Source organism: Flavonifractor hominis, assembly GCF_040095835.1.
Classification (GTDB): Bacteria; Bacillota; Clostridia; order Oscillospirales; family Oscillospiraceae; genus Flavonifractor; species Flavonifractor hominis.
The window spans coordinates 150,069-174,676 of record NZ_JBBMFT010000004.1; the positions used below are offsets into that span (position 1 = coordinate 150,069).

Genomic DNA, 24,608 nt, shown 5'->3' on the forward strand with positions numbered 1-24,608 from the left:
TTCCTTCTTAATCTATTTCTAAAATCCCACGCACTTATTTTCCGTAGACGATGGATACCGCCCGGGTGCAGTTTTCGATTTCCGCACAGCTGGGCGCGCCGCCGAACTCTCCGTCCAGAGTCCAGGGCAGTTCCTGCGGGCTGGTAATCTTCAGCCGGCTGGTGCGGAAGCTGGTGACCAGCCCTCCCTCGTCGGGAGCCATGGCCAGCAGGGCCCGGATCACCGCCTGCAGCTGGATGGGATTCTGGGGCTGACGTACCAGCACTACCTCGAACAGCCCGTCGTCCAGGCGCACTGTGTCCGCCGCCGCTCCCTTGAACCCTCCTACCGATACGGTGTTGCTCACCATTCCGTAGCAGAAGCCGCCCTCTTCCGTTCCGCCGTCGTGCTCCACCCGCAGGGGATAGGCCTGGATGGAGCCAATGCGGGTGACGCTCTCCAGCATGTAGGCCATATGGCCGAACACGTTCTTCACCGGCTGGGGGGTGTTATAGGCTACGTCGGTAAAGGCTCCAAAGGCTGCTACATAGATAAAATACTTCTCATTAAACCGGCCGATATCCACCGCCCGCGGTACCCCTGCCGCCGCCGTGCGGGCTGCCGCCGCAATCCCGCGGGGGAGGGAGAGGTTCTTGGCAAAATCATTGGTGGTACCGGCAGGGATGTAGCCGATCTCCGGCCGGCGGGGAGCTTCCATCAGGCCGGTCACCACCTCATGGAGGGTACCGTCGCCCCCGGCACAGACAATGCGGTCAAATTCCTCCGCCCGGGTCTGGGCCACACGGGTGGCGTCCCCCGCCCCCTGGGTGGGATGGACTGTCACATCCCACGCCCCGGTCAGTTCCTGCTGCACATCGGCCAGGCGCCGGTTCAGCAGTCCCTTGCCGGCATGGGTGTTGTAGATAAACAAAAGACGTTTCATACCATGTCTCCCTGTTCCGGTGTATTTTCTCTATTATACCGATCCTGCGAAAAAAAACAACCGCCCCCGCTCTTGCTTTTCCCCGCTAAAGCGTGTAGAATAGACCGGCGAATGCTGACACAAGGAAGTGGACACCTATGGACCGCAAAGCGCTCCGCGCCGCCTTTCCCGTGACCCTGCCGGTGCTGATGGGCTACCTGGCCATCGGCATTGCCTTCGGGCTCATGCTGCAGGAGATCGGGTATAATTTTATCTGGGCCTTTTTTATGAGCCTGACTATTTATGCCGGCTCGGGTCAATATCTTGGGGTCACGCTTTTGGCCACGGCGGCCAGCCTGGGCACCGTGGCGGTGATGACTCTGCTCATCAATTTCCGCCACCTGGTCTATGGGCTGTCCATGCTGGAAAAATTCCGCGGCATGGGACTGCGCAAGCTGTATATGATCTTTTCCCTGACTGACGAGACCTATGCGCTGCTCTCCTCCGCCCAGGCCCCCGTCGGTGTGGACCCCAAGCGCTTCTACTTTGCCATTGCCCTGCTGGACCACAGCTACTGGATTCTGGGCTCGGTGATCGGAGCCGTGGCGGGGGCGGTACTCCCCATCAATACCACCGGCATCGATTTTGCCATGACCGCTCTGTTTGTGGTCATCGCCGTGGACCAGTGGCAGAGCTATTCCCGCCATCTGCCCGCTCTCATCGGCGGCGGCGTCACCATTCTGTTCCTGCTCATCCTGGGGCAGCTGTTCGGCCAGCAGCAGATGCTCATCGTCTCTCTGGGCGTGATCGTACTGCTGCTGCTGATCCTGCGGGACAAGCTGGAGGAAAAGGAGGAGAAGGAAGTATGCTGACCACCGCACAGGCACTGGCCGCTATTGCCGTGATGGCCGGTGTTACTTTTCTCACCCGGGCGCTGCCCTTCCTGCTTTTTGACCGGGGAGACGCGCCCCCCAAGCTGGTACTCTACCTGGGGCGGGTGCTGCCCCCGGCCATCATTGCCATGCTCATCGTCTACTGTCTGAAGGGCATCTCCTTCACCTCCGCCGCCGGATGGATTCCCCAGACGGTGTCGATCGCAGCCGTGGTGGCCTTGCACCTGTGGAAGCACAATAACCTGCTGAGTATTTTCGGCGGTACTTTACTGTACATGTTTTTGGTACAGACCATCTTTGCCTAAATAAGAAAGAACGCGCCCGTCCCGTTCCCGGGACGGGCGCGTTCTTTTGTTCGGGCAAACGAGAACGCAGGTCCACGGCTCATGCGGACCTGCGCTCTCACAATCAAAAGAAGAGAAGAAAGAGAGGGGGGTGGTCTTTCAACCACGGGGATATCCTACCCCATGCCTGTGAACCTTTTTTGAACCGATTATGAATGTTTTGTTAAGTCTAAACTAACCATTGTTTCGCCACTGGCTTAATGTCTCTTTCACATTCTCCTGGTGCAGTTGGGACGCCTGAAAACGCAGCAGCGCAAAGTTTAAATTAAACAGCGATCCCAGTCCCACCGCCGAAAGCACCGTACCCAGACCTACCTGACCACCCAACAGCCAGCCCAGCAGGATGACGCCCAGTTCCACCACCGCCCGGCACAACCCTACTGACCGGCCGCTCCTGCGGGCCAAAGCCACCATCAGTGCATCCCGCGGACCGGCGCCCAGCCCGGCCCGCATATAGAGCCAGGTGCCCAGCGCCAGCAGTTCCAGCCCTCCCAGGAGCATAACCACTCCCGGCAGCAAAGCCGTCATCTGCGGAATCCAGCCCAGGGCCAGCAGCAGATCAATAAATATCGCGCACAGAACGATATTTAAAATTGTACCCACACCGAACCCTTCACCGCAGGCCACCGCCACCCCAATGGCGGCCGCTCCCACCAGGACCGATGCCGTACCGTAAGTGATGCCCAGCGTTTGGGATAACCCCTTTTGCAGCACGCTCCACGGCTCCAAGCCAATATTGGCCTGGAGCATCATCACGATCCCAACCGCACTGACCGCCAACCCCAGTCCGACTGAGAGGAGCCTCCGGCCATACGCCCCGCTCAAGCGCCGGGTTCCGGCAGTGGTCATTGCGCTGCCTCCTCATCCTCCTGCTCCGTCTGGAGTCCATCCGGCCCCTCTCTACGGATCTGGGAGAGATAGCGGTACACGCTGGCCTGGGAACACCCCAGCGCAGCCGATACATCTTTTACCGCTCCTTTGAGCAGGAAAATCCCGCCCTGCTCCAGCGCGGTAATGATCTGGATGCGCTCCTCCGGGGTCAGCCGCTCAGGCGTTACGCCCAACCGGGCCAATTCCCGGTTGACCGCATCGCTGGCCACCGCGTCGATGGAGTTGTGGAAACTCTCCAGCGCACCCGCCTGCGGATTTTCCACCCGCTGTTCATCCATCTGGAAATTGAGTTCCACAAAGCTGTCCGGATGACACAGCCGGGCAATCTGCTCGCTCACTGCCTGATAACGGCTGTCATCAAAATTGATACACAGCATCCCCACCAGACGGTGGTTATGCTTGATAAAAAGAGTGGAGGAACGCAGTTTGCGGCCATTCATGGAGATGCCACGATAGTGCAGGACGTAGTCTTGGTTCTCATAACTTTTATCCATGAGAATCTTCAACGCCACGTTGGTCAGCGGTGCCCCCACATTCCGTCCACTGACATGATTGTTGGCAATGGCTACGATGGAGCGGTTTTTGTCCGTCAAATCGTGCAGGGCTACTTCATAATCCGGCCCAAGGGCCTGCCCCAGAAACTCTGTGAGCTTGACATAGTGCCGCAGCAGTGGATTGACCATAAGCCTTCTCACTTCCATATAAGAATAAAATGAGGGGTTTACTGTCTGAATTATATGCTCCTTTTGAGAAACTGTCAAAAGGTATTTCGAGAATTACATTAAATTAAGATAATTTTTTCTCACAATTCTCACACGGCATTTATGGTTTTTACATACAAACGATAAAAACTTTTTCTTTGTCTGGTATATTTTACACAATTCCTTCTTGACAAATCATTTTTGTGGTGATAAATTTATCGCAGATAGAAAGGAGGCGGACCTATGAAACAAACGATTTCCACCACCAACGCGCCGGCTGCCATCGGTCCTTACGCCCAGGCAGTGTCGGCCAACGGCTTTGTCTTCACTTCCGGGCAGCTGCCCATCGATCCCGCCACTGGGGCTTTCCCCGAGGGCATCGCGGCGCAGACCCGTCAGTCTCTGACCAATGTGAAGGCCATCCTGGCCGAGGCCGGGCTGAGCATGGATCAGGTCATTAAGACCACAGTCTTCCTGAGCGACATGAACAATTTCGGCGCCATGAACGAGGTGTACGCCACGTTCTTCCAGGAAGGCAGCTATCCGGCTCGTTCCGCCGTGGAGGTGGCGCGCCTGCCCAAGGACGCGCTGGTCGAGATCGAAGTCATCGCTGTCGTGTAATTTCTGTTCCACACACATCATTCGGAAAGGTACTGTCCGCCAGTCGCAGAAGCCGAGCTTTTGGCCATTCGATGACCGGAGTATCCTCTAAAAAATGAAGGCGCAGCGCGCCTAAATTATGGAGGTAAAGTAACCATGGAAGAGTACAAGCTGAATGTTCCCACCCCTCATCATTTTGCGTTTGCGGTCCGCGATGTTCCCGATGTAACGGTCGAGCAGCGTGAGCGTGCTCTGAAGGCCACCCACTACAATGAGTTTGCCTTCCCCTCCGGCATGCTGACGGTCGATATGCTCTCCGACTCCGGCACCACCGCCATGACCAACCATCAGTGGGCCTCCCTGTTCCTGGGCGACGAGGCCTATGGCCGCAACACCGGTTACTATGTGCTGCTGGACACCTTCCGCGACATTTTTGAGCGCGGCGGCGAGAAGAACTGGAAGAAAATCATCGACCTGGTCCGCACCGACTGCCGGGACGTGGAGAAGATGATGAACGAGGTCTACCTCTGCGAGTACGAGGGTGGCCTGTTCAACGGCGGCGCCGCTCAGATGGAGCGCCCCAACTCCTTCATCATCCAGCAGGGCCGTGCCGCTGAGTCCGTGCTGATGGAGATCGTGAAGAAGATCCTGGTGCAGCGTCACCCCGGTAAGGTCTTCACCATCCCCTCCAACGGCCACTTCGACACCACCGAGGGCAACATCAAGCAGATGGGTTCTGTGCCCCGTAACCTGTACCACAAGGAGATCCTGTACGAAGTACCCGAAGGCGGCCGCTACGAGAAGAACCCCTTCAAGGGCAACATGGACATCGATAAGCTGGAGCAGTTGATCCAGGCTTGCGGTCCCGAGAACGTGCCCCTGATCTTCACCTGCATCACCAACAACCCCATCTGCGGCCAGGCCGTCTCCATGGCTAACCTGAAGGAGATCAACCGTGTCGCCCACAAGTACGACATTCCTCTGGTCTTCGACGCCGCCCGCTGGGCTGAGAACGCCTACTTCATCAAGACCAACGAAGAGGGCTACGCCGACAAGTCCATCGCGGAGATCGCCACCGAGATGTTCTCTTACTGCGATGCGTTCACCATGTCCGCCAAGAAGGACGGCCACGCCAACATGGGCGGCATGCTCGCCTTCCGTGACCGCGGCCTGTTCTGGAAGAAGTTCTCCGACTTCAACGAGGACGGCAGCGTCAAGACCGACGTGGGCGTGCTGCTGAAGGTTAAGCAGATCTCCTGCTACGGCAACGACTCTTACGGCGGCATGTCCGGCCGTGACATCATGGCTCTGGCCGTTGGTCTGTATGAGTCCTGCGACTTCAACTACATGAACGAGCGTGTTGCTCAGTGTAACTACCTGGCCGAGGGCTTCTATAAGGCCGGTGTTAAGGGTGTTGTGCTGCCCGCCGGCGGCCACGCCGTGTACATCAACATGGACGAGTTCTTTGACGGCAAGCGCGGCCATGACACCTTCGCCGGCGAGGGCTTCTCTCTGGAGCTGATCCGCCGCTACGGCATCCGTGTCTCCGAGCTGGGCGACTACTCCATGGAGTATGACCTGAAGACCCCCGAGCAGCAGGCTGAGCTGGCCAACGTGGTTCGCTTCGCCATCGACCGCAGCCGTCTGACTCAGGAGCACCTGGATTACGTCATTGCTGCCGTCAAGGCTCTGTATGAGGACCGTGAGAACATCCCCAACATGCGTATCGTTTGGGGCCACAACCTGCCCATGCGTCACTTCCACGCGTTCCTGGAGCCCTATCCCAACAAGTAATAGATTCCGTTTTTCTACATAAGCTAAGCAAAAGTACAACGTGACCGCGCCACGGGGAAGTGCGCGGCAAGGAGGCGGGCGTTCGCAAGATCACATATAAACTTTTTGCGAACGCCCGCCTTTCTTGTTTCCTTTCCACAGCATCGATCTATTGCACGCACAATTGAAGAGAGAGGTGGATTTTATGGCAGCTCCTGATAAGACCCTGGAAACCCGCGACGGCTTTAAAAGCAGATGGGGTTTCATCCTTGCCTGTATCGGCTCCGCCGTTGGCATGGGTAACATCTGGCGTTTCCCCATCATGGTCACCAAGTATGGCGGCCTGACCTTCCTCATTCCTTACTTCATTTTCGTGATCCTGATCGGCTGTACCGGCGTGATCGGCGAGTTCGCCCTTGGCCGCTCTGCTGGCGCCGGCCCTATCGGTGCTTTTGGCAAGTGCACGGAACTGCGCACCGGCAAGAAGAATATTGGTGAAGCCATTGGCGTCATTCCCATCATCGGCTCCATGGCTCTGGCCATCGGCTATACCGTGGTCATGGGCTGGATTTTCAAGTACACCTTCATGGCCTTCAGCGGCGGTCTGTCTGCTATGGGTCAGGATATGTCCGTCATTGGCCCCACGTTTGACGCTATCAGCGTAGATAACTTCCCCTGGATCGTTGTAGCTATCGTAGTCAGCCTGATCATTATGGCCCTGGGCGTCTCCAACGGCATTGAGATTGCCAACAAGATCATGATGCCCGTGCTGTTCTTCCTGTTCGTGGCCCTGGGCATTTATGTCTTTACTCTGCCCGGCTCCGGCGATGGCTACAAGTATCTGCTCACCCTGAACCCCAAGGGACTGCTCAACATCGAGGTGTGGGTCTTTGCCTTTGGTCAGGCTTTCTTCTCCCTGTCTGTTGCCGGTAACGGCAGCGTGATTTATGGCTCCTATCTGCCCAAGAATGAAAACCTGCCCACTTCCGCCCGCAACGTGGCGATCTTCGATACCCTGGCCGCTCTGCTGGCCGCTTTCGTGATCGTTCCCTCCATCGCCGCCAGCGGCATGAACATGAACGACGTTTCCGCCGGCCCTGGTCTGATGTTCGTCTACCTGGTCAACGTCATCAACGGCATGCCTGCCGGCCGGATCATCGGCATTGTCTTCTACGTCTGCGTACTCTTCGCCGGCGTCAGCTCCATCATCAACCTGTATGAGGCCCCCGTGGCCACCCTGCAGGAGAAATTCGGCATGAAGCGTCTGCCCGCCACCGCCGTGATTCTGGTAGTTGGCTGCGTAGTCGCCATCCTGATCCAGGCCATTACCTCTCAGTGGATGGACGCCGTGTCCATTTACATCTGCCCCCTGGGCGCTTTCCTGGCTGGTGTCATGTTCTTCTGGGTCGCCGGCAAGGAGTATGTGCTCAAAGCAGTCAACGAGGGCAAGGGCACGCCCATTGGCAACTGGTTCTATCCTCTGGCCAAGTATGTCTACTGCATCCTGGCCGTGGTGGCCCTGGTCGCTGGTGCATTCTTCGGCGGCATCGGCTAATCCTCAATCATTTAACGTTTAATTTCTCTTTCTCTCAACGAAACGAAAACCGCCGCCCAGATGGGCGGCGGTTTTCGTTTTAGATTTTTTGGTACCGATCAAATGGAGCTCAGCACCGGGCCAGCTCTTCCGCCACACTGGAGAGATAGTTGGGCTCAAAGGTCTCAATGCGCCCGGCGTCGCAGGCGGCGGCCACACCGGGATCGATGGGCAGGCGGGCCAGCACCTTCAGCCCCAGGTCCCCAGCCACCTGGTCAATGTGGCTCTCACCGAAGATGGCGTGGCGCTTGCCGCAGTCGGGGCACTGGAAGTAGGCATAGTTTTCCACCAGGCCCAGCACGGGAATGTGCATCATCTCAGCCATCTTCACAGCCTTGGTAACGATCATGCTCACCAGGTCCTGGGGGGTGGTGACCACTACGATGCCGTCCACCGGCAGGGACTGGAACACCGTCAGGGGCACATCGCCCGTTCCAGGCGGCATATCCACAAAGAGATAGTCCAGTTCGCCCCAGATCACGTCGGTCCAGAACTGCTTCACTGCGCCGGCGATAACAGGTCCCCGCCAGACCACAGGGTCGGTCTCGTGTTCCGTGAGCAGGTTCAGGCTCATGATCTTGATGCCGCTCTGCGTCTCCGCAGGATAGATACCCAGCTCGCTGCCCTCGGCCCGGGTGTGGACACCGAAAGCAGTGGGGATGGAGGGGCCGGTGATATCGGCGTCCAGGACGCCCACCCGCTTGCCCAGCCGGCGCATAGCCACCGCCAGGGAAGAGGTCACCAGGCTTTTGCCCACGCCGCCCTTGCCGCTGACTACAGCGATGACCTTCCCGATGTGGGACAGGCCGTTGACCGGCACATGCAGGTCCTGGGGCGCGGTGCGCTCCCCGCAGCTCTCGCCGCAGGTGGAGCAATCGTGCGTACATTCGGACATGGAATTGTTCCTTCTTTCCTCTATTTTATCAAGTTAATAGTGATAGCTGCCCCCACCGATAAACTCCCGGATCAGGGAATCGGGGGCCACCAGAGCGGGGTCCACAGGTTCAAACTGTGCAAAGGCGTCCACCAGATCGTGGAACTCCCGGCAGCGGGGATTTTCCGGGGGAACCTGATCCACCGCCGCGCGCAGAGCATCGGCATAATTGGCAAACACGGGCACCTCATACCGCAGGGAGGAGTCGATGACCACATGGGCCCGCCCTTTGAAGGGAGAGATGTAGCGTTTCTCGCCCCGGCGGACATTATACCACATCAAAAGGGTTTCCAAAAGGTCTGTGCCCCGGAAATTATAGTCCCGCACCGCCCGGCGGGAAATGCGCATCCAGGTGCCCTTGAAGCACAGCCGCTCCCCATCCAGGATGTCGGAACGGGCCGAGATGTACAGCCCCGTGGCTTCCGGGTGGCGGCCGGCGATGTCGTCGTTGAGCGCGTGGATACCCTCAAAGATGGCGATCTCGTTTTTCTCCAGCTTGAGGGGGGTGCCCCGGCTGTCGTTGCGCATCTGCCGGGCAAACTCAAAGTGGGGAACGATGACCCACTCTCCCTGGGACAGGCGGGAAAAGGTGTCGTCCAGCAAATCCATATCCAGCAGGGAGGGGGACTCGTAGTCAATGTCGCCCTCGGGAGTGCGGGGAGCCGTTTTGCGGTTGAGGGTCTTGAAGTAATTGTCCATGGAGATGGTGTGGCTGTTGACCCCCCGCCGCTCCAGCTCCTGCTCCAGCTTCATGGCCGTGGTGGTCTTGCCCGAGCCGGAAGGGCCGGAGAGCAGCACGATGGGGCTCTCCTTCATCCGCTCCAGAATGCGGTCTACGGCGGTGGTGATGCGCTGCTGATAATGGGCGTCACACTCGGCCAGAAAGGCTGCGGGGTCCCGCCGGATCTTGTCGTTGATCTCGCTGAGCTGATAAGGCATATTCTTTTCTCCTCCTTACCGGTGCCCGGCGCAGAACGCAGCCACCTGGGCTTTGTCCGCGCAGATGTGGTCAATGCTGCGGAGATACTCCTGGGGATATTTGGCGTTGGCCAGGCGGTCGATGTGCCCGGTGGCCGGATTCACCAGCTTGGTGACCCCGCCGCCCCCCAGGGAGACGATGGTGTGCAGCTCCTCCATCATACAGATATTATACAGGCTTTCCGTCCCCGGCCGGCACCAGCCCACGTTCTCAAAGGAGCCGGACATATATTTCTGCCGGTAGAGGTAGTAGGGGATCTGTCCGGCGGCGCGCAGGGTGGACCAGGCGTAGTCCAGCATGGCGGCCACCGCCCCGTCGGAGGGCAGCGCGCCCCCCTGCTCCATCAGGCGGGAGCCCTTCTTCAGCGCCAGGGTGTGCACCGTGACGTTTTCCGGCCCCAAGGCCAGCACCTGGTCCAGAGAGGCGGCAAACCCCTCCGCCGTGTCTCCGGGCAGCCCGGCGATCAGGTCCATGTTGACGCAGTCGATGCCGCTCTCCCGTACCAGGGCATAGGCCCGCAGAATGTCCTCCGCCCGATGGGCCCGCCCCATGGCGGCGAGCACCGCGTCCGACATGGACTGGGGGTTCACCGACACCCGGCCCGCGCCCCGGCGGGCCAGGACCGCCAGCTTCTCGGCGGTGATGGTGTCCGGCCGGCCGGCCTCCACCGTGTACTCGGTACAGGCGGACAGGTCGATGTATTCCGCCAGCTCCCCCATCAGCCGGTCCAGCTGGAGCGCGGTGAGGGTGGTGGGAGTGCCGCCGCCGAAGTAGACGGTACGCACCTTCACTCCCGCCTCCTCCAGCATGGCTCCGGTGGCCCGGATCTCCTGAGAGAGGGCGTCCAGAAAGGGCTCGATGAGCTTGAGAGAGCGCCCCACATCGGCCGACACAAAGGAACAGTAGGCGCACCGGGTGGGGCAGAAAGGAATGCCCACGTAGAGAGAAACCTCGTCCGGCCCCAGAGAGGCCTTGGCGGCCAGGCTGGCACGGGCGCAGTCCATGGCCAGCTGCCGGCGCAGGGGCGTCACGTGGTAGGTCTCCCGCAGCGCCCGCTCCGCCTGGGCTGGAGAGGCCCCGGCCAGCAGCAGCTTGGTGGGGATCTTCACCGGGCGCACCCCGGTGAGGGCTCCCCAGGGGGGCTCGCTGCCCCGTGCAGCGGTGCCGGCGGCGTAAAAGGCCAGCTTCAGGATCCGCTGGAGGGCCCGGTCGGTAGCCAGGGGGTCGGTGAGTTCGTCCAGCCTGCACCGGCGGGCGGCCCGATATTCCGTCCCCCGGTACATCAGCGCCGCCGTGGCGGTGGCCCAGACCCGCCCCCGGTTCAGGGCGAGTACCAGCGCGTCCTCCCCCGGTGCGGGGGGCGCGTCGGAATATTCCGGCCGCTGGTCAGGGAAGAGGGTCAACAGCATCTGCTCAGCGGCATATCGGTAGTCATGTCCGTGATAATAGAGCTTCATTTCAGCCCTCCCGGGCCTGCTGCATGTAGTAGTTGGTGCGCCGCTCCCGCTCCAGGGTGGTTGCCCCCATGTGTCCGGGCAGGACACGGAAGTCCCCGGGCAGGCCGGCCAGCCGCTTGAGGGAGGCCATAATGTCCTCATAGCTGCCGCCGAAGTCCACCCGGCCCATGGACCCCTGGAAGAGGGTATCCCCGGTGAAGAGGGCGTCCCCCACCATCAGGCACACCCCGCCGGGGGTGTGGCCGGGGGTGTGGAGCACCTGGATGTCCAGCCCGCCCAGCTGGAGCACATCCCCGTCCTCATAGGGGAGGGTAGGCACATCCAGGGCAGGGAAGATATCGTCCCCCAGGCGGGCCCGGTCGGCGGGGTGGAGGTAGACCGGCACGTCGGGCAGAGCCCGGTGGAGGGCGGACAGCCCGCCGGTGTGGTCAAAATGGGCGTGGGTCAGCAAAATGAGGCGGATCTCCACCCCGTCGGCTTTGGCCTGGGCCAGAATGCGTTCCCCCTCGGCACCGGGGTCAATGACCGCGGCGGTGCCGGTGTGCTCGTCCTCCAGCAGGTAGGCGTTGGTGCCCATCTGTCCCACCGGCATGGTGCGAATCTGCATGCGCGTCTCCTTCCTTTCCGTTACATCTGCTCGGTGTCCAGCAGAATGGTCACCGGCCCGTCGTTCTGCGAATAGACCTGCATATCGGCGCCGAATTCGCCGTGCTCCACCCGGAAGCCCCGGCTCCGGCACTCCTCCATGAACTTCTCGTACAGTGGGATAGCCACCGGAGGCTTGGCCGCGCCGGTGAAACCGGGACGGCGGGACTTGGTGTCGGCATAGAGGGTAAACTGGCTCACCACCAGCAGCGCGCCCCCCACCGCCTCCAGATTCAGGTTCATTTTGCCGTTCTCGTCCTCAAAGACCCGCAGGCCGCACACCTTGTCGGCCATCTTCACCGCCTGGGCCTCGGTGTCCGCCGGGCCGACCCCCAGCAGCACCAGAAAACCCTGATCAATGGCGCCGTTTACCTTATCGTCGATGGTGACGCTGGCGTTCTTCACGCGGGTTACCACTGCTCGCATATTCTGTTTCTCCTTATCTGTATTCTCGTGTAAACCCCTTGGCGTACAGGGGGTCCAGATCAAACACCGCCAGATCTCCGGCGGAGCACTTGATGTCTGTGACGTCCACAATGGTCTCAATGGCACCGATAGCGCCGATGATGGGGGCCTTTTGCCCGTTGATGCGCACCGTCCGCCGCCGGCCGGCCAGCCACCGGCGCACCAGTGCCCAGAAGCCCACCGTCCCGGCCCGGGCCACGCCGAAGCCGTTCTGATAGCCCACCGGCAGCACCGCCACCCGGGTTGGCCGGCGAACGGTCACCGGGTCCCCGGCGCCCACGGTGTGGCCCTTGGGGAGCCAGCGGGTCTCCTCCACCGCCACCTCGCCGTAGCCCACCCGGCTCAGGCCGTCCCCCCGCCGGCGGCGGCAGCGGCCCATGAGGGCTGAGCCCGCCCGCACCCCGTCCAGCCGGGCCTCAGCACAGTGGAGCAGGGCATAGGACCCGGCAGCGTGGACCACGCCGGTCTCATACCGGGCATCCTGCACCGCCTGGACCACCCGGTGGAACTGTTCCAGCCGGGCGTTCAGGTCCTCGCCGCCCTTTTTCCTGGCATGCATCTGGGTACAGATACCCGAAATGGCCACGTTGGGCAGGTTGCGGTAGAGGGCCAGGATCTTCTCCGGCTCATCGGCCAGAAACCCGCCGAAACCCATGCCGGTATCCACCTGAATGTGGGCCTCGGCCACGGTGGAGCGGGCCTCCGCCGCGCCGTTGAGGGCCATGGCGGTATCGGTAGAGCCGATGCAGCACACCACATTCAGCTCAATGAGCTCCTCCAGCTCCTGTCGGTCCACCGTGGGGCGGAGCATGAGGATCTCCTCCTCCACAAAGCCGGCCTTCCGCAGGGCGGCGGCTTCTCCCGGCTCGGACACAGCAAAGCGGCCGATCCCCTCCTGGCGCAGGATGCGGGCCAGTTCCACCAGCCCGGCCCCCTGGCCGTCACCGGTGAGTACCGCGTAGATCACGGCCTCTCCGGCCCGCTCCTTGATGACGCCGATGTTGCGCTTAAGCGCCTCCCGCTCGATGACCAGCGTTTTCATGCTCCGGCCGCCTTTCTCTCTTGCGTAGTCTCTTTATTATATACTCTCCCAAACTGGCCGTCAACGAAAAGGGGGTTTTACTTGTGTTTTCCCGGGAAAAGTGGTATGATTTTAAGATCGAAATACGCAATTTGGAGGAACGATTTTGAACCGACAGACCACCCGAATCTCCCCTGAGGACATCGCCCGCCAGCGGGACTTCTGCCAGAAGCTTCACGAGCGCAACGCCGCCCGTCCCACCCCGCCGCTGGCCTTTGTGGACACCTACGGCTGCCAGCAGAACGAAGCCGATTCCGAGCGGCTGCGGGGCTACCTGCATGAGATGGGATATTCCTTCACCGACCAGGAGGCCGATGCCGACCTGATCGTCATCAACACCTGCGCCATCCGGGAGCACGCGGAGATGCGGGTGCTGGGCAACGTGGGGGCGCTGGTACACACCAAGCGCCAGAAGCCCAACCAGCTCATCTGTGTGTGCGGCTGTATGGCCCAGGAGCCCCACCGGGCCCAGAAGATCAAAGAGAGCTACCGCCAGGTGGACCTGGTGTTCGGCCCCCACGCCCTGTGGCGGTTCCCGGAACTTCTGTACCGCCTGGTAACCCGCCGGGGCCGCATTTTTGACATTGCCGACGAGCCCGGCTCCATCGCCGAAGGCATCCCCCTGGTCCGGCAGGAGGGGGTAAAGGCCTGGGTAAGCATTATGTACGGGTGCAACAACTTCTGCACCTACTGCATCGTGCCCTATGTCCGGGGCCGGGAGCGCAGCCGGGAGCCCGGGGTCATTCTGGAGGAGATCCGGGGCCTGGTGGAGCAGGGCTACAAGGACATCACCCTGCTAGGCCAGAACGTCAACTCCTACGGCAAGGACCTGGAGGAACCCATGGACTTTGCCGACCTCTTAAAGGCAGCCGCCGCCATCCCCGGGGACTTTTTGCTGCGCTTTATGACCAGCCACCCCAAGGACGCCTCCCAGAAACTCTTTGACACCATGGCCTCCTCTCCCAAGATCGCCCCCTGTTTCCACCTGCCCTTCCAGGCGGGGAGCGACCGGGTGCTGAAGGCTATGAACCGGGTATACGACCGGGCTGGGTATCTGGACAAGGTGCGCCGGCTGCGGGAAGCGATCCCCGACGTGGTCATCACCTCCGACGTGATTGTGGGCTTCCCCGGGGAGACCGCGGAGGACTTTGAGCAGACCATGACCCTCATTGACCAGGTGCGCTTTGACGCCCTGTTTACCTTTATCTTTTCTCCCCGGGTGGGCACCCCCGCCGCCCAGATGGACGACCCCGTCTCCAAGGAGGAGAAGGCGGCCTGGTTCCAGCGGCTGGTGGAGCGGCAGGACCAGATCTCGGAGGAGAAGCACGCGGCCTACATCGGCAAGACCGTCCGCTGCCTGGTGGACGGCTCCGACGACAAGGGTCTCACCGCCCGCACCCCGGGCAACCGGCTGGTGCGCCTGAGCGGGGAGGAGTCCCTCATCGGCCAGTTTGTCAACGTGGAGATCACCGGGGCCAACAAGTGGTCCCTTACCGGCCGGCCGGTGTAATCCGGCCCGGCCCAGATTGGAAAAAGGAGAAGCGACATGCCACCAGAGACCACCCCCATGATGCGGCAGTACCTGCACATGAAAGAACTGCACCCGGACTGCATCCTGTTTTTCCGGCTGGGGGATTTTTACGAGATGTTCAACGAGGACGCCAAGCTGGTGTCCCAGGAGCTGGAGCTCACCCTCACCAGCCGGGACCGGGGCAAGCCGGAGGCTGAGCGCACCCCCATGTGCGGCGTGCCCTACCACTCGGCCGACGCCTACATTGCCCGGCTCATCGCCCGGGGCTACAAGGTCGCCATCTGCGAGCAAATGGAGGACCCGGCCACCGCCAAGGGCCTGGTGGACCGGGACATCATCCGCATCATCACCCCTGGCACAGTCATCGCCTCCTCCATGCTGGAGGAGGGGCGCAACAACTTCATCTGTGCCCTGTATCGGGACGGGAGCGGCACGGGGCTGTGCTTCTGCGACATTTCCACCGGCGAAATGAGCGTCACCTCCTTCTCCGGACCGGAGGCGGAGGAGCACCTTTACAACGAGCTGGGCCGCTTTGCCCCCCGGGAGGCCATGCTCTCGGAGGAGGCTTGGCAGGACAAGGCCCTGGTGGGCTTTCTCACCCAAAAGCTGGAGTGCCGCTGTGAAAACGGCGGGGCGGCCCGCTTTGACCTGACCGACGCCCAAGCCGCCGCCCAGCGGCAGTTTGGCGACGGACTGGACGGCCTGCCCCAGGGGGACGAGGCCGCCCTGCGGGCGGTGGGCGGCCTTCTGGGCTACCTCTACGAGACCCAGAAAACCGACCTGTCCCACATCTCTACCCTGACATACTTTACCACCGGGCAGTTTATGGAGCTGGACCTCACCGCCCGGCGCAACCTGGAGCTCACCGAGACCCTGCGCTCCAAGGAGAAGAAGGGGAGCCTGCTGTGGGTGCTGGACAAGACCCGCACCGCCATGGGCCACCGGCTCATCCGCGCCTGGATGGAGCGGCCCCTTCTCTCCCCGGCGGCCATCAGCCGCCGGCTGGGCGCGGTGGGGGAGCTGGTGAGCGACGCCATCGGCCGGGAGGAGCTCATTCTCTGCCTGAAGGAGATCCCCGATTTGGAGCGGCTCATCGGGCGTATCGTCTACGGCACCGCCGGCGGGCGGGACCTGGCCGCCCTGGCCCTGGGGCTGGGCAAACTGCCCCGGCTACGGGAGGGACTGGACTCCACCGCCTCGGCCCTGCTGGGCACCCTGCGGGAGGAGCTGGACGACCTGTACGAGCTGCGGGAGCTCATTGGCCGGGCCATTGTGGACGAGCCTCCCTTCTCCGTGCGGGAGGGCGGCTTCATCCGGGCCGGGTACAACGCCGAGGTGGACCGGCTGCGGGACATCCTCACCAACGGCAAGGATCTGGTGGCCGGCATCGAGGCCCGGGAGAAGGAGAAGACCGGCATCAAGAGCCTGAAGGTGGGCTACAACAAGGTCTTCGGCTACTACATCGAAGTCTCCAAGTCCTACTACGACCAGGTGCCTGAGGACTACATCCGCAAGCAGACCCTTACCAACTGTGAGCGGTACATCACCCAGGAGCTCAAGGACCTGGAGCACGAGATCCTCTCCGCCCAGGACCGCATCACCGCCCTGGAATTTGAGCTGTTCTGCCAGCTGCGGGAGCGGGCGGCCGAACAGGTGGGCGCCATCCAGCGCTCCGCCGCCGCCGTGGCCCAGATCGACGTGCTCTGTTCCTTTGCCGCCGTGGCCGCCGAGAGCGGCTACTGCCGGCCCGACGTGGATTTGTCCGACCGCATCGAGATCACCGACGGGCGCCACCCGGTGGTGGAGAAGATGCTCAAAAACGCACTTTTTGTCCCCAACGACACCCAGATGGACAACACCGAAAACACGGTGGCCATTTTGACCGGCCCCAACATGGCGGGCAAGTCCACCTACATGCGCCAGGTGGCCCTCATCGTACTTATGGCCCAGATGGGCTCCTTTGTCCCCGCCAGGGCCGCCCGCATCGGCGTGGTGGACCGGGTGTTCACCCGCATCGGGGCCAGCGACGACCTGTCCGCCGGTCAGTCCACCTTTATGGTGGAGATGACCGAGGTGGCCGAGCTGCTGAAAAACGCCACCAGCAAGAGCCTGCTCATCCTGGATGAGATCGGCCGGGGCACCTCCACCTACGACGGCATGTCCATCGCCCGGGCAGTGCTGGAGTACTGCGCCGACAAGAAAAAGCTGGGAGCCAAGACTCTCTTTGCCACCCACTACCATGAAATCACTGCCCTGGAGGGGGTCATCCCCGGGGTGAAAAACTACAACATCGCCGCCAAAAAGAAGGGGGACGATATTCTCTTCCTGCGCAAGATCATCCGGGGCGGGGCCGATCAGAGCTACGGCATCGAAGTGGCCAAGCTGGCCGGTGTGCCTGAGCCGGTGCTCCGCCGGGCCCGGAAGATCCTGGCCGAGCTGGAGGCCGGGGGGGCTGCGCTCCCCGCCGCGCCCGCCGCTCCGGCCGAGGAACAGGTCTCCCTGCTGGACATGGGGGACCGCCGGGTGGTCCAGCGCCTGCGGGAAACCGATGTAAACGTCATGACCCCCATCGAGGCCATGAACCTGCTGTTTGAACTCAAGCAAATGCTCTGATCTGCTTATCGTCAAGGAGGTCGCCAATATGCCAAGCCGTTTGCGCCGCCCCTGGCGGCCCCAGCTCACCCGGGCCGAGATGGGCCGCGGCTGGGTCTTTTTCGCCCTGTATGTACTGGTCTTTCCCTGGGTGATGGGCTGGATCCAGCGCTCCTTTCACGGAGAGCTGCCCGTGGCCGAGTCCAATGTGGTCTACTACCTGCTGGCGGCCACGCTGGTATTCCTGGTGTTCTGGAGCTTTCTGCGCCACGGGATAGACCTGCTGCTGGACTGGCTGCCGGAAAACCTGTTTGCTTTCCTCACCGGTCTTGTGGGCGCAGGCGCCCTTCATCTGTTGGTAGGCCTCATTCCTTTGCCGGTGGAAAATCCCAACCAGTTCAGCTACCCCGAGCAGTTTGCCCTGGCCCCGGTGGCCACGGTGGTGATCCTGGTGCTGTTCATGCCCCTGGTGGAGGAGACCCTCTTCCGCGGGCTGCTCTTCGGCACCGCCCGGCGTTACAGCCGGCTGCTTGGGTACGTGCTCTCGGTGCTGGTATACGCGGTGTACTGTGTGTGGCAGTTCGTCTACGCCTACGGCACGGTGGATCTGCGCTACCTGCTGCTCTTTGTGGAATACGTACCCATGTCCCTGGCCCTCACCTGGTGCTATGACAACGGCGGCTCCATCTGGAGCGCCATTGCCCTGCATATGGTCCTCAACGCCGTCTCCCTGGCCTCCACTCTCCCACACTGATCCCGGAAAGGAGCCCGTCCATGCCCCACATTCAACCATTAGACCCCCATGTAGCCGACCTCATCGCCGCCGGCGAAGTGGTGGAACGCCCTGCCTCCGTGGTCAAGGAACTGATGGAAAACGCCATTGACGCCGGAGCCGACCAGCTGACGGTGGAAATCCAGCACGGGGGCATGACCCTCATCCGGGTCACCGACAACGGCTGCGGCATCGCCGCGGAGGAGGCCCAGACCGCCTTCCTCCGCCACGCCACCAGCAAGATCCGCACCGAGTACGACCTGGAGGCCATCGGCACCCTGGGTTTCCGTGGGGAGGCTCTGGCCGCCATCTCGGCCGTCAGCCGGGTGGAACTGCTCACCCGCACGGCGGAGGAGACGCTGGGCGCCGCCCTCTGCCTGGAAGGGGGCGCTGTGGTGAGCCAGGAGGAAGCCGGCTGCCCCAAGGGCACCACCCTGGTGGTGCGGGACCTCTTTTACAACACCCCCGCCCGGCTCAAGTTTATGAAAAAGGACGCCGCCGAGGGCGCCGCCTGCTTTGCCATGGTACAGCGGGTGGCCCTGTCCCACCCCGAGGTGTCGGTCAAGTTCCTGCGGGACGGCCGACAGGAGTTGCTCACCCCCGGGGACAGCCAGCTGAAATCCGCCCTGTACGCCGTGCTGGGCCGGGATCTTGCTTTGGGCTTTACGCCGGTAAAGGGCTCGGGGGAGGATATGAGCGTATCTGGCTTCGTCTCCCTGCCCACCTGCTGCCGGGGAACCCGGGGGTATCAGCACTTTTTCGTCAACGGCCGGTATGTGAAAAGCCGCACCATGACCGCCGCACTGGAGGAAGCCTATGCCAACCAGAAAATGGTGGGCAAGTTTCCCGGCTGCGTCCTCCACCTGACCACCAAGCTCAACGCGGTGGACGTGAACGTCCACCCCACCAAGCAGGAGGTCAAGTTCGGCAGCGAGAAAAAGGTCTTTGATGCCGTCTATTATGCGGTCAAATCCACCCTGGAGGCCGACCGCTCCCGCCCCGCCGCCGTGGTGGAACAGTCGCCCCGCTCCTCCGCTCCCAGGGCGGCGGACACCGTTACTCCCCATCAGACCGTTCTCCGTCCGCCGGCCCGGCCTGCATCCGGGGAGACGGTGCAACAGCCTCCCCGCCGGGAAACACCGGTGCGGCCGCCCTTCCCCGTGACGGAGCGTTCCGCCCCCGTACTGCCTCTGCACGACGTCACCGCCCCCCGGCCCCAGGCTCGTCCTGTCCCGGCGGCCGCCCCCAAGGCCAACACGGCGCCCGATCCCAAACCAGTCCCAGCTCCGGCACCCAAGCCGGTGCCTGTGCCTGCACCGGAGCCCAAGCCCATACCAGAGCCCACACCAGAACCCACACCGGAGCCGGAGGAGATCCCCTGGCGCATGGCAGGGGAGGTACTTAATACCTATATCATCGTGGAACAGGGCGAGAAGGTCCTCTTTATCGACAAGCACGCCGCCCACGAGCGGCTGAATTTTGACCGGCTGAAGGCCGAGGGCTACCAGCCCATGGTCCAGACCCTGCTTACCCCGGTGGTGTTCACTCCTCCGGCGGAAGAGGGGGCGGCGCTGCTGGCCCAATTGCCCCTGCTGGAGCGCTTTGGTTTTGAGGCGGAGGACTTCGGCGGCGGGGCCATTCTGGTCCGCTCCGCCCCCAGCGACGTGGCAGCGGGGGAGATCCCCGACGTGCTGGGGGAGCTGGCGGGAAAGCTGCTCACCTGCGGGACGGCTGACCCGGAAAGTGCCCGGGACGCACTGCTGCACACTATGGCCTGCAAAGCGGCCATCAAGGGCGGACAGAAAAACAGCCCGGCCGAACTTTACAAAGTGGCGCAGGCAGTGCTCTCCGGCGCAGTCAAGTATTGTCCCCACGGCCGGCCGGTGGCCATTGAGCTTACCCGAAAGCAATTGGAAAAGCGCTTTGGCCGGGCTTAGGGGCCCGGTTTCGACCAAAAGCGCCCGATAATTGGTATATATTGGATGCATCTCGAGATAGAAAAGGAGTGCATCCACATGCAAAAAAGCAACAATCTGCAGGACCTGTTTCTGCTCCGGGCCCGGAAAAGCCACGCCAGTCTGACGGTTTTCTTGATGAACGGTTATCAGCTGCGGGGCCAGATCACCGGATATGACGCATTTGTCGTGGTACTTACGACAGGGGACAAGCAGCAGGTCATCTACAAGCACGCCATCTCCACCATTGTCCCGGAGCGGGCCATTTCCCTGGAGGAGGAGACGGCGGTGTAACGAGGAACACTGCCTATGAGACAAGGAAAACTGACCAACCGAATCGTAATGCTGACCTTGCTGGCAGCCATACTGGCCTATCTGGGCGTCTCTGCCTGGCGGAGTTTCAACGATTCCTACCGCACCGTGGTGTCCTATTCCTATACGGTGGATGACAGCCTGGAGGTCACCGGCCTTCTGGTGCGGGAGGAGTCGGTACTTACCAGCACGGGCGGCATCGTGGACCTGTTGCCCGAGGAAGGTGAAAAAGTCGCCAAGGGAGGTACCGTGGCTCTGCTCTACCAGGATAATTCAGGCCTGGAGTGCAAACAGCAGCTGCAGAGTCTGGAGCTGGAAAAGGAGCAGCTGGAGTACGCGCTGGAGCGCTCCTCCGGCACAGGAGACTCCTCCCAGCTCAGCCAGCAGGTGATCCAGGCCATCGTGGATCTGCATGCCTCGGTAAGCGCAGGGGACCTGACCAATCTGGAAGACCAGACTATGAAGCTCAAAAGCCTGGTCTACAAGCGGGACTATACGTTCAGCGGCACCGGCGAAGAGGCGGCCGCGTCCATTCAGGCCTCCATTGATGCGGTAAACGCCCAGATCAGCGCTCTGAGCAGCCAGGCCGCCCAGAATACCGGCCGGGTCACCGCCGATCAATCCGGTGTTTTTTCCGGTGTGGTGGACGGCTTTGAATCCCTCATCACCCCGGACATGCTGGAAAGCATTACCCCGTCCCAGCTCCAGCAAATTGCCGCCCAGAAACCGGCGGAAGATGCATCAGCCATCGGCAAACTCATTACGGATTCCACCTGGTATTTTGTCTGCTCCATGGACACCACAGACAGCCAACGTCTGGTGGAGGGCCGCACCGTTACAGTTCGCTTTTCCCGGGACTGGTCCGGCGAGGTGGACATGACAGTGGAGCATATCGGCGCGGAGGAAAACGGCCAAGTGCCTGTGGTTCTGTCCAGCACGCGGTTTCTGTCCGACACCACCCTGCTGCGCAAACAGACGGTGGAACTGGTATTCGACACCCAGACCGGTATCCGGGTCCCCAAGCAGGCCATACGGGTGCTGACTCAGACGGTGACAGACGAGGAGACGGGCGAGGAGCAGCAGGTTAACGTCACCGGTGTATTTGTGCTGGTAGGCGAGCAAGCGGAGTTCAAGCCCATTGTGGTCCTGGACCAGCAAGAGGATTTTGCCCTAGTACAGGCCGCACCTGCCTCCACCGATACCGAGCGCAAAAAAGCCCTGCGGGCCGGGGATGAGATCATCATCGCGTCGGACGAGCTGTACGACGGACAGGTCATAACATAAGAGAGTGTTGGGAGGTTGTTTGCTATGTCTCTGCAAGAAAATATCCAGGCGGTCCAGGCACGGATCGCCGCCGCCGCCCGAGAGGTAGGCCGGGACCCGGCTGAGGTTACCCTAGTGGCCGCCACCAAGGTCCAGAGTTCGGACACCATCCGGCAGGCCATCGCCGCCGGAGTCACCATCTGCGGAGAGAACCGGGTACAGGAGATGACAGCCCATCTGGACGACGACGCCTATGCCGGCGCGGCCCTGCATTTTATTGGCCACCTGCAGACCAATAAGGTCCGGCAGGTGGTGGGCCGGGTGGACCTTATTGAATCCGTAGGCTCGGAACACCTGCTGGACGCCATCGAGGCCCAGGCCGCCAAACTGGACCTTCGGCAGGACATTTTGCTGGAGGTAAATATTGGTGGAGAGCAGTCCAAAAGCGGAGTCGCTCCGGAACAGCTGCTGGCCCTGGCCCAGAAGGCGGCCGCCTGCCCCCATGTGCGTTTGCGGGGACTAATGGCCATTCCGCCTGTTGCCTCCGGTTTGGACGGAAATCGGCCGTTTTTTGCAAAAATGCATCAGCTTTATGTTGACATAAGAACCAACTTGAACGATAATAAAGCTGACATCGACTGTCTTTCCATGGGTATGAGCGGCGATTTTGAAGACGCCGTGCGGGAAGGGGCCACCCTGGTGCGGGTGGGCACCGCGCTCTTCGGCCCCCGCCCTCCCATGCACAAAGGATAGATCAACTTTGGGAGGGAATCCATTATGGGATTTTTAGATGAACTCAAGCGTCTGGCCCGTCCTTACGAGGACGAACCGGAGGAGGATGAGTTTGACGATTACGAACCGGTCTCCCGCAGTGAGCGCATGGACCGCACCGGCGGGGAGCGGCTGGAGCGCACCAAGAGCGCCAAGAGCCAGGATACCGGCAGTATTTTCCCCGTGGAGAACGAGCGGCGCAGCAACAAGGTCGTCAATATCCACACCACCACCCAGCTGCAGGTGGTTCTGGTAAAGCCCGAGCGCTTTGAGAACGCCAGCGAGATCGCCGACCACCTGCGGGAAAAGCGCACCGTGGTACTCAACCTGGAATCCACCAACAAGGATATTGCCCGCCGTCTGCTGGACTTTCTGTCCGGCGTGGCCTATGCCAACGAGGGCAAGATCAAGAAGGTGGCTATCTCCACCTACATCATCACGCCCTACAATGTGGACATTCTGGGCGATTTGATCGACGAGCTGGAGAATAACGGCCTGTATTTCTAAGTTGCGTTCCAGGAGAACATCGTCCACATTGTCCCGCCGGGAGTCCGGCGTCCCAAGCGTTTTGGCACAGCCAAAACCTTGATGCCGGGCGAATTCACTTCGCCCGGGCAGATAAAAAGCAGGGGCCCCCGCACGATGCCAAGCATCGGGTGGGGCGGACATTTTGGGCGACCTGATCGACGAGCTGGAGAACAACGGCCTGTATTTCTGACAAGGGCCGGATAAAGAAATGAAATCGGGGGCCCCGACGGGACGGGATGCCCCAGTGGGGGGAACAATCTATGCTGACACCTCAGGAAGTCTCGGAGCACGCCTTTTCCAAGGCCTCCTTCGGCGGCTATAACATGGCCATGGTGGATGAATTTCTGGACGTATTGACGGCAGACTATACCACTCTGTACAAGGAAAATGCCACTTTGAAGGCCAAGATGAAGGTACTGGTAGACAAGGTGGAGGAATATCGCTCCACGGAAGAGGCCATGCGCAAGGCTCTGCTGACCGCTCAGAAGATGGCGGACGAGCTGGTGGCCCAGGCAGAGGCCCAGAAGTCTGAGATTCTTCGGGGTGCGGAAGCCCAGGCCAAGGCCCGGGTGGCAGAACTGCAGCAGGGCGTGCGGGATGAACAGCTGCGCCTGGCCGCGGCCCAAAACGCCACTGCCGCTTACGTAGCCAAGCTCAAGGAGCTCTATCAGCATGAGATGGACTACCTCTCCGGCCTGTCCAAGCTCACCGCCCCCGCACCTGCCGCTGATCCGGTAGCCACCGCCGCCCAGGACATTCAGGCCAGCGTGGAAAAGCTGGTGGCCCAGGAGCAGTCCGCCGCAGAGGAGGAAGAGGACCCCGAGGATACCTTAGATCTGAATAAGGCCTCGGTGGAGGTACCGGTGCAGGAAAAAGACGGCGGATTGTACGCCGAGCTCATGGAGCTCAACCTGAATCACCCGGAGGGCGAGCGGCATAAGCGGCCCATTCGCCGCCCCATTCAGGAGGACGAGGTGGAAGAGCCCACCGAACCCACCCGCCGCATTGACTTCGACCACCTGCAGTTCGGTAAGGATTACGAAATCAAGTAAACCCCTTGACAGAACGGATTTTAACGGGTAAGATACTCGGAGACGCGGTTTTTCCGTGTCTCCGAGTAATTTTTATCCGGAAAAACGCCGAGAAGAGGACGAGTACCGTCCCCGCCCCTGCGCAGAGAGCCGCCGTATTGGTGCAAGGCGGACAGGGAAGGGCCGGGAAGATCACCTCCGAGCGTGCCGCTGAACCAGCAGTAAGCGGCCACGGCTGGCCCCGTTACCGGCCTTCGAGGGGCCGCGGCATATCCGCGGCAATGAGAGTGGTACCGCAGAGGTGTGCGCCTTTGTCTCTTGGGAGACAAGGGCGCTTTTTGTTTGCGGAATGGAAGGTGAGATGCTTTGAAGTGTCCCAAATGCGGCCAGGAAATGGAGCTGGGCTGGCTCCACGCAGGCCGCGGTCCCCTGTTCTGGAGCCGAAAGAAAAATAAGCTGACCATCTTTCTGGGCCAGGATGACCTGCGCCTGCAGGGCATGTTTGGCGGAACCCTTCCGGCATGGCTTTGCGTAGACTGCCAGATGGTCCTTATGACCTACGATCAACAGGAATAGGATAACTCATAATTTAAAA

At 61.4% G+C, this 24,608-nt stretch carries 24 protein-coding genes and 1 other annotated feature; of the genes, 15 read left to right on the forward strand and 9 right to left on the reverse strand.

Going from position 1 to position 24,608, the window contains the following annotated elements:
• Positions 1-34: 34 nt before the first annotated feature.
• On the reverse strand, positions 35-922 hold the full coding sequence (locus WMO45_RS08290) for a diacylglycerol/lipid kinase family protein (RefSeq protein WP_349140177.1): 888 nt from the start codon (positions 920-922) through the stop codon (positions 35-37).
• A gap of 137 nt (positions 923-1,059) precedes the next feature.
• Between WMO45_RS08290 and WMO45_RS08295 the strand changes: the two genes are divergently transcribed.
• Both WMO45_RS08295 and WMO45_RS08300 read left to right on the forward strand, forming a co-directional pair.
• On the forward strand, positions 1,060-1,773 hold the full coding sequence (locus tag WMO45_RS08295; RefSeq protein ID WP_349140178.1) for an AzlC family ABC transporter permease: 714 nt from the start codon (positions 1,060-1,062) through the stop codon (positions 1,771-1,773).
• Entirely contained in the window at positions 1,767-2,099 is a 333-nt protein-coding gene (locus WMO45_RS08300; protein ID WP_349140179.1) for a branched-chain amino acid transporter permease, read from the forward strand. Before WMO45_RS08295 ends, WMO45_RS08300 begins: the two co-directional genes overlap by 7 nt.
• A gap of 213 nt (positions 2,100-2,312) precedes the next feature.
• Here WMO45_RS08300 and WMO45_RS08305 read toward each other — a convergent pair whose 3' ends face one another.
• Both WMO45_RS08305 and WMO45_RS08310 read right to left on the reverse strand, forming a co-directional pair.
• Positions 2,313-2,987 (reverse strand): YczE/YyaS/YitT family protein, encoded by a 675-nt coding sequence (locus WMO45_RS08305; RefSeq protein ID WP_349140180.1) that lies wholly within the window; start codon positions 2,985-2,987, stop codon positions 2,313-2,315.
• A complete protein-coding gene (locus WMO45_RS08310) occupies positions 2,984-3,712 on the reverse strand; it encodes a helix-turn-helix transcriptional regulator (RefSeq protein ID WP_349140181.1) in 729 nt (242 codons plus the stop codon). The genes WMO45_RS08305 and WMO45_RS08310 overlap by 4 nt, the downstream gene beginning before the upstream one ends.
• Before the next feature lie 261 nt (positions 3,713-3,973).
• Here WMO45_RS08310 and WMO45_RS08315 point away from each other — a divergent pair, with 261 nt between their 5' ends.
• The 3 genes from WMO45_RS08315 (at position 3,974) to WMO45_RS08325 (ending at position 7,658) form a co-directional block, all read left to right on the forward strand.
• Positions 3,974-4,351, forward strand: coding sequence for a RidA family protein (locus WMO45_RS08315; RefSeq protein ID WP_349140182.1), 378 nt, complete (start codon positions 3,974-3,976; stop codon positions 4,349-4,351).
• A 135-nt stretch (positions 4,352-4,486) separates the two neighbouring features.
• A complete protein-coding gene (locus tag WMO45_RS08320; protein WP_349140184.1) occupies positions 4,487-6,124 on the forward strand; it encodes a tryptophanase in 1,638 nt (545 codons plus the stop codon).
• A 184-nt stretch (positions 6,125-6,308) separates the two neighbouring features.
• The gene (locus tag WMO45_RS08325) at positions 6,309-7,658 is read left to right on the forward strand and encodes a sodium-dependent transporter (RefSeq protein WP_349140185.1); all 1,350 of its coding nucleotides are present in this window, start codon (positions 6,309-6,311) and stop codon (positions 7,656-7,658) included.
• 109 nt (positions 7,659-7,767) lie between these two features.
• On the opposite strand, the gene WMO45_RS08330 is transcribed toward WMO45_RS08325, so the two are convergent.
• Genes WMO45_RS08330 through WMO45_RS08355 form a run of 6 tightly spaced genes read right to left on the reverse strand, consistent with a single transcriptional unit; the run spans position 7,768 to position 13,219 of the window.
• On the reverse strand, positions 7,768-8,592 hold the full coding sequence (locus tag WMO45_RS08330; protein WP_349140186.1) for a P-loop NTPase: 825 nt from the start codon (positions 8,590-8,592) through the stop codon (positions 7,768-7,770).
• Positions 8,593-8,625: 33 nt separating this feature from the next.
• The gene (locus WMO45_RS08335) at positions 8,626-9,570 is read right to left on the reverse strand and encodes a uridine kinase family protein (RefSeq protein WP_349140187.1); all 945 of its coding nucleotides are present in this window, start codon (positions 9,568-9,570) and stop codon (positions 8,626-8,628) included.
• Between the two features lie 15 nt (positions 9,571-9,585).
• Positions 9,586-11,067 (reverse strand): coproporphyrinogen dehydrogenase HemZ, encoded by a 1,482-nt coding sequence (gene hemZ, locus WMO45_RS08340; RefSeq protein ID WP_349140188.1) that lies wholly within the window; start codon positions 11,065-11,067, stop codon positions 9,586-9,588.
• A gap of 1 nt (position 11,068) precedes the next feature.
• Positions 11,069-11,674: an MBL fold metallo-hydrolase gene (locus WMO45_RS08345; protein ID WP_349140189.1), complete on the reverse strand. Its 606-nt coding sequence runs from the start codon at positions 11,672-11,674 to the stop codon at positions 11,069-11,071.
• Between the two features lie 20 nt (positions 11,675-11,694).
• Positions 11,695-12,138, reverse strand: a complete 444-nt coding sequence (gene dtd / locus WMO45_RS08350) for a D-aminoacyl-tRNA deacylase (RefSeq protein ID WP_349140190.1) — start codon at positions 12,136-12,138, stop codon at positions 11,695-11,697.
• Positions 12,139-12,151: 13 nt separating this feature from the next.
• Complete coding sequence (locus tag WMO45_RS08355) at positions 12,152-13,219, reverse strand: alanine racemase (RefSeq protein WP_349140191.1); 1,068 nt, start codon at positions 13,217-13,219, stop codon at positions 12,152-12,154.
• A gap of 145 nt (positions 13,220-13,364) precedes the next feature.
• Between WMO45_RS08355 and miaB the strand changes: the two genes are divergently transcribed.
• The 10 genes from miaB (at position 13,365) to WMO45_RS08405 (ending at position 24,589) form a co-directional block, all read left to right on the forward strand.
• Positions 13,365-14,768: a tRNA (N6-isopentenyl adenosine(37)-C2)-methylthiotransferase MiaB gene (gene miaB, locus WMO45_RS08360; protein ID WP_349140192.1), complete on the forward strand. Its 1,404-nt coding sequence runs from the start codon at positions 13,365-13,367 to the stop codon at positions 14,766-14,768.
• 36 nt (positions 14,769-14,804) lie between these two features.
• The gene (gene mutS / locus WMO45_RS08365) at positions 14,805-17,402 is read left to right on the forward strand and encodes a DNA mismatch repair protein MutS (RefSeq protein ID WP_349140193.1); all 2,598 of its coding nucleotides are present in this window, start codon (positions 14,805-14,807) and stop codon (positions 17,400-17,402) included.
• A gap of 28 nt (positions 17,403-17,430) precedes the next feature.
• Positions 17,431-18,135, forward strand: a complete 705-nt coding sequence (locus WMO45_RS08370; protein ID WP_349140194.1) for a CPBP family intramembrane glutamic endopeptidase — start codon at positions 17,431-17,433, stop codon at positions 18,133-18,135.
• A 20-nt stretch (positions 18,136-18,155) separates the two neighbouring features.
• Positions 18,156-20,090 carry a DNA mismatch repair endonuclease MutL gene (gene mutL, locus WMO45_RS08375; RefSeq protein ID WP_349140195.1) on the forward strand — a complete coding sequence of 645 codons (1,935 nt, stop codon included), beginning with the start codon at positions 18,156-18,158 and terminating at the stop codon, positions 20,088-20,090.
• Positions 20,091-20,168: 78 nt separating this feature from the next.
• Positions 20,169-20,402 carry an RNA chaperone Hfq gene (gene hfq / locus WMO45_RS08380; RefSeq protein WP_349140196.1) on the forward strand — a complete coding sequence of 78 codons (234 nt, stop codon included), beginning with the start codon at positions 20,169-20,171 and terminating at the stop codon, positions 20,400-20,402.
• A gap of 15 nt (positions 20,403-20,417) precedes the next feature.
• Positions 20,418-21,704, forward strand: coding sequence for a biotin/lipoyl attachment domain-containing protein (locus WMO45_RS08385; RefSeq protein WP_349140197.1), 1,287 nt, complete (start codon positions 20,418-20,420; stop codon positions 21,702-21,704).
• Between the two features lie 24 nt (positions 21,705-21,728).
• Positions 21,729-22,436, forward strand: a complete 708-nt coding sequence (locus WMO45_RS08390) for a YggS family pyridoxal phosphate-dependent enzyme (RefSeq protein WP_349140198.1) — start codon at positions 21,729-21,731, stop codon at positions 22,434-22,436.
• A 24-nt stretch (positions 22,437-22,460) separates the two neighbouring features.
• Positions 22,461-22,961, forward strand: a complete 501-nt coding sequence (locus WMO45_RS08395) for a cell division protein SepF (protein ID WP_349140199.1) — start codon at positions 22,461-22,463, stop codon at positions 22,959-22,961.
• A gap of 281 nt (positions 22,962-23,242) precedes the next feature.
• The gene (locus WMO45_RS08400) at positions 23,243-24,034 is read left to right on the forward strand and encodes a DivIVA domain-containing protein (protein WP_349140200.1); all 792 of its coding nucleotides are present in this window, start codon (positions 23,243-23,245) and stop codon (positions 24,032-24,034) included.
• An 80-nt stretch (positions 24,035-24,114) separates the two neighbouring features.
• Positions 24,115-24,335, forward strand: a binding site (T-box leader).
• Between the two features lie 44 nt (positions 24,336-24,379).
• Positions 24,380-24,589: a PF20097 family protein gene (locus tag WMO45_RS08405; RefSeq protein WP_349140202.1), complete on the forward strand. Its 210-nt coding sequence runs from the start codon at positions 24,380-24,382 to the stop codon at positions 24,587-24,589.
• Positions 24,590-24,608: the final 19 nt, after the last annotated feature.

Excerpts from the sequence above, each read along its gene's own strand:
- WMO45_RS08290 (WP_349140177.1), bottom strand. The coding sequence starts at position 922 with ATGAAACGTCTTTTGTTTATCTACAACACCCATGCCGGCAAGGGACTG.
- WMO45_RS08295 (WP_349140178.1), top strand. The coding sequence starts at position 1,060 with ATGGACCGCAAAGCGCTCCGCGCCGCCTTTCCCGTGACCCTGCCGGTG.
- WMO45_RS08300 (WP_349140179.1), top strand. The coding sequence starts at position 1,767 with ATGCTGACCACCGCACAGGCACTGGCCGCTATTGCCGTGATGGCCGGT.
- WMO45_RS08305 (WP_349140180.1), bottom strand. The coding sequence starts at position 2,987 with ATGACCACTGCCGGAACCCGGCGCTTGAGCGGGGCGTATGGCCGGAGG.
- WMO45_RS08310 (WP_349140181.1), bottom strand. The coding sequence starts at position 3,712 with ATGGTCAATCCACTGCTGCGGCACTATGTCAAGCTCACAGAGTTTCTG.
- WMO45_RS08315 (WP_349140182.1), top strand. The coding sequence starts at position 3,974 with ATGAAACAAACGATTTCCACCACCAACGCGCCGGCTGCCATCGGTCCT.
- WMO45_RS08320 (WP_349140184.1), top strand. The coding sequence starts at position 4,487 with ATGGAAGAGTACAAGCTGAATGTTCCCACCCCTCATCATTTTGCGTTT.
- WMO45_RS08325 (WP_349140185.1), top strand. The coding sequence starts at position 6,309 with ATGGCAGCTCCTGATAAGACCCTGGAAACCCGCGACGGCTTTAAAAGC.
- WMO45_RS08330 (WP_349140186.1), bottom strand. The coding sequence starts at position 8,592 with ATGTCCGAATGTACGCACGATTGCTCCACCTGCGGCGAGAGCTGCGGG.
- WMO45_RS08335 (WP_349140187.1), bottom strand. The coding sequence starts at position 9,570 with ATGCCTTATCAGCTCAGCGAGATCAACGACAAGATCCGGCGGGACCCC.
- hemZ (WP_349140188.1), bottom strand. The coding sequence starts at position 11,067 with ATGAAGCTCTATTATCACGGACATGACTACCGATATGCCGCTGAGCAG.
- WMO45_RS08345 (WP_349140189.1), bottom strand. The coding sequence starts at position 11,674 with ATGCAGATTCGCACCATGCCGGTGGGACAGATGGGCACCAACGCCTAC.
- dtd (WP_349140190.1), bottom strand. The coding sequence starts at position 12,138 with ATGCGAGCAGTGGTAACCCGCGTGAAGAACGCCAGCGTCACCATCGAC.
- WMO45_RS08355 (WP_349140191.1), bottom strand. The coding sequence starts at position 13,219 with ATGAAAACGCTGGTCATCGAGCGGGAGGCGCTTAAGCGCAACATCGGC.
- mutS (WP_349140193.1), top strand. The coding sequence starts at position 14,805 with ATGCCACCAGAGACCACCCCCATGATGCGGCAGTACCTGCACATGAAA.
- WMO45_RS08370 (WP_349140194.1), top strand. The coding sequence starts at position 17,431 with ATGCCAAGCCGTTTGCGCCGCCCCTGGCGGCCCCAGCTCACCCGGGCC.
- mutL (WP_349140195.1), top strand. The coding sequence starts at position 18,156 with ATGCCCCACATTCAACCATTAGACCCCCATGTAGCCGACCTCATCGCC.
- hfq (WP_349140196.1), top strand. The coding sequence starts at position 20,169 with ATGCAAAAAAGCAACAATCTGCAGGACCTGTTTCTGCTCCGGGCCCGG.
- WMO45_RS08385 (WP_349140197.1), top strand. The coding sequence starts at position 20,418 with ATGAGACAAGGAAAACTGACCAACCGAATCGTAATGCTGACCTTGCTG.
- WMO45_RS08390 (WP_349140198.1), top strand. The coding sequence starts at position 21,729 with ATGTCTCTGCAAGAAAATATCCAGGCGGTCCAGGCACGGATCGCCGCC.
- WMO45_RS08395 (WP_349140199.1), top strand. The coding sequence starts at position 22,461 with ATGGGATTTTTAGATGAACTCAAGCGTCTGGCCCGTCCTTACGAGGAC.
- WMO45_RS08400 (WP_349140200.1), top strand. The coding sequence starts at position 23,243 with ATGCTGACACCTCAGGAAGTCTCGGAGCACGCCTTTTCCAAGGCCTCC.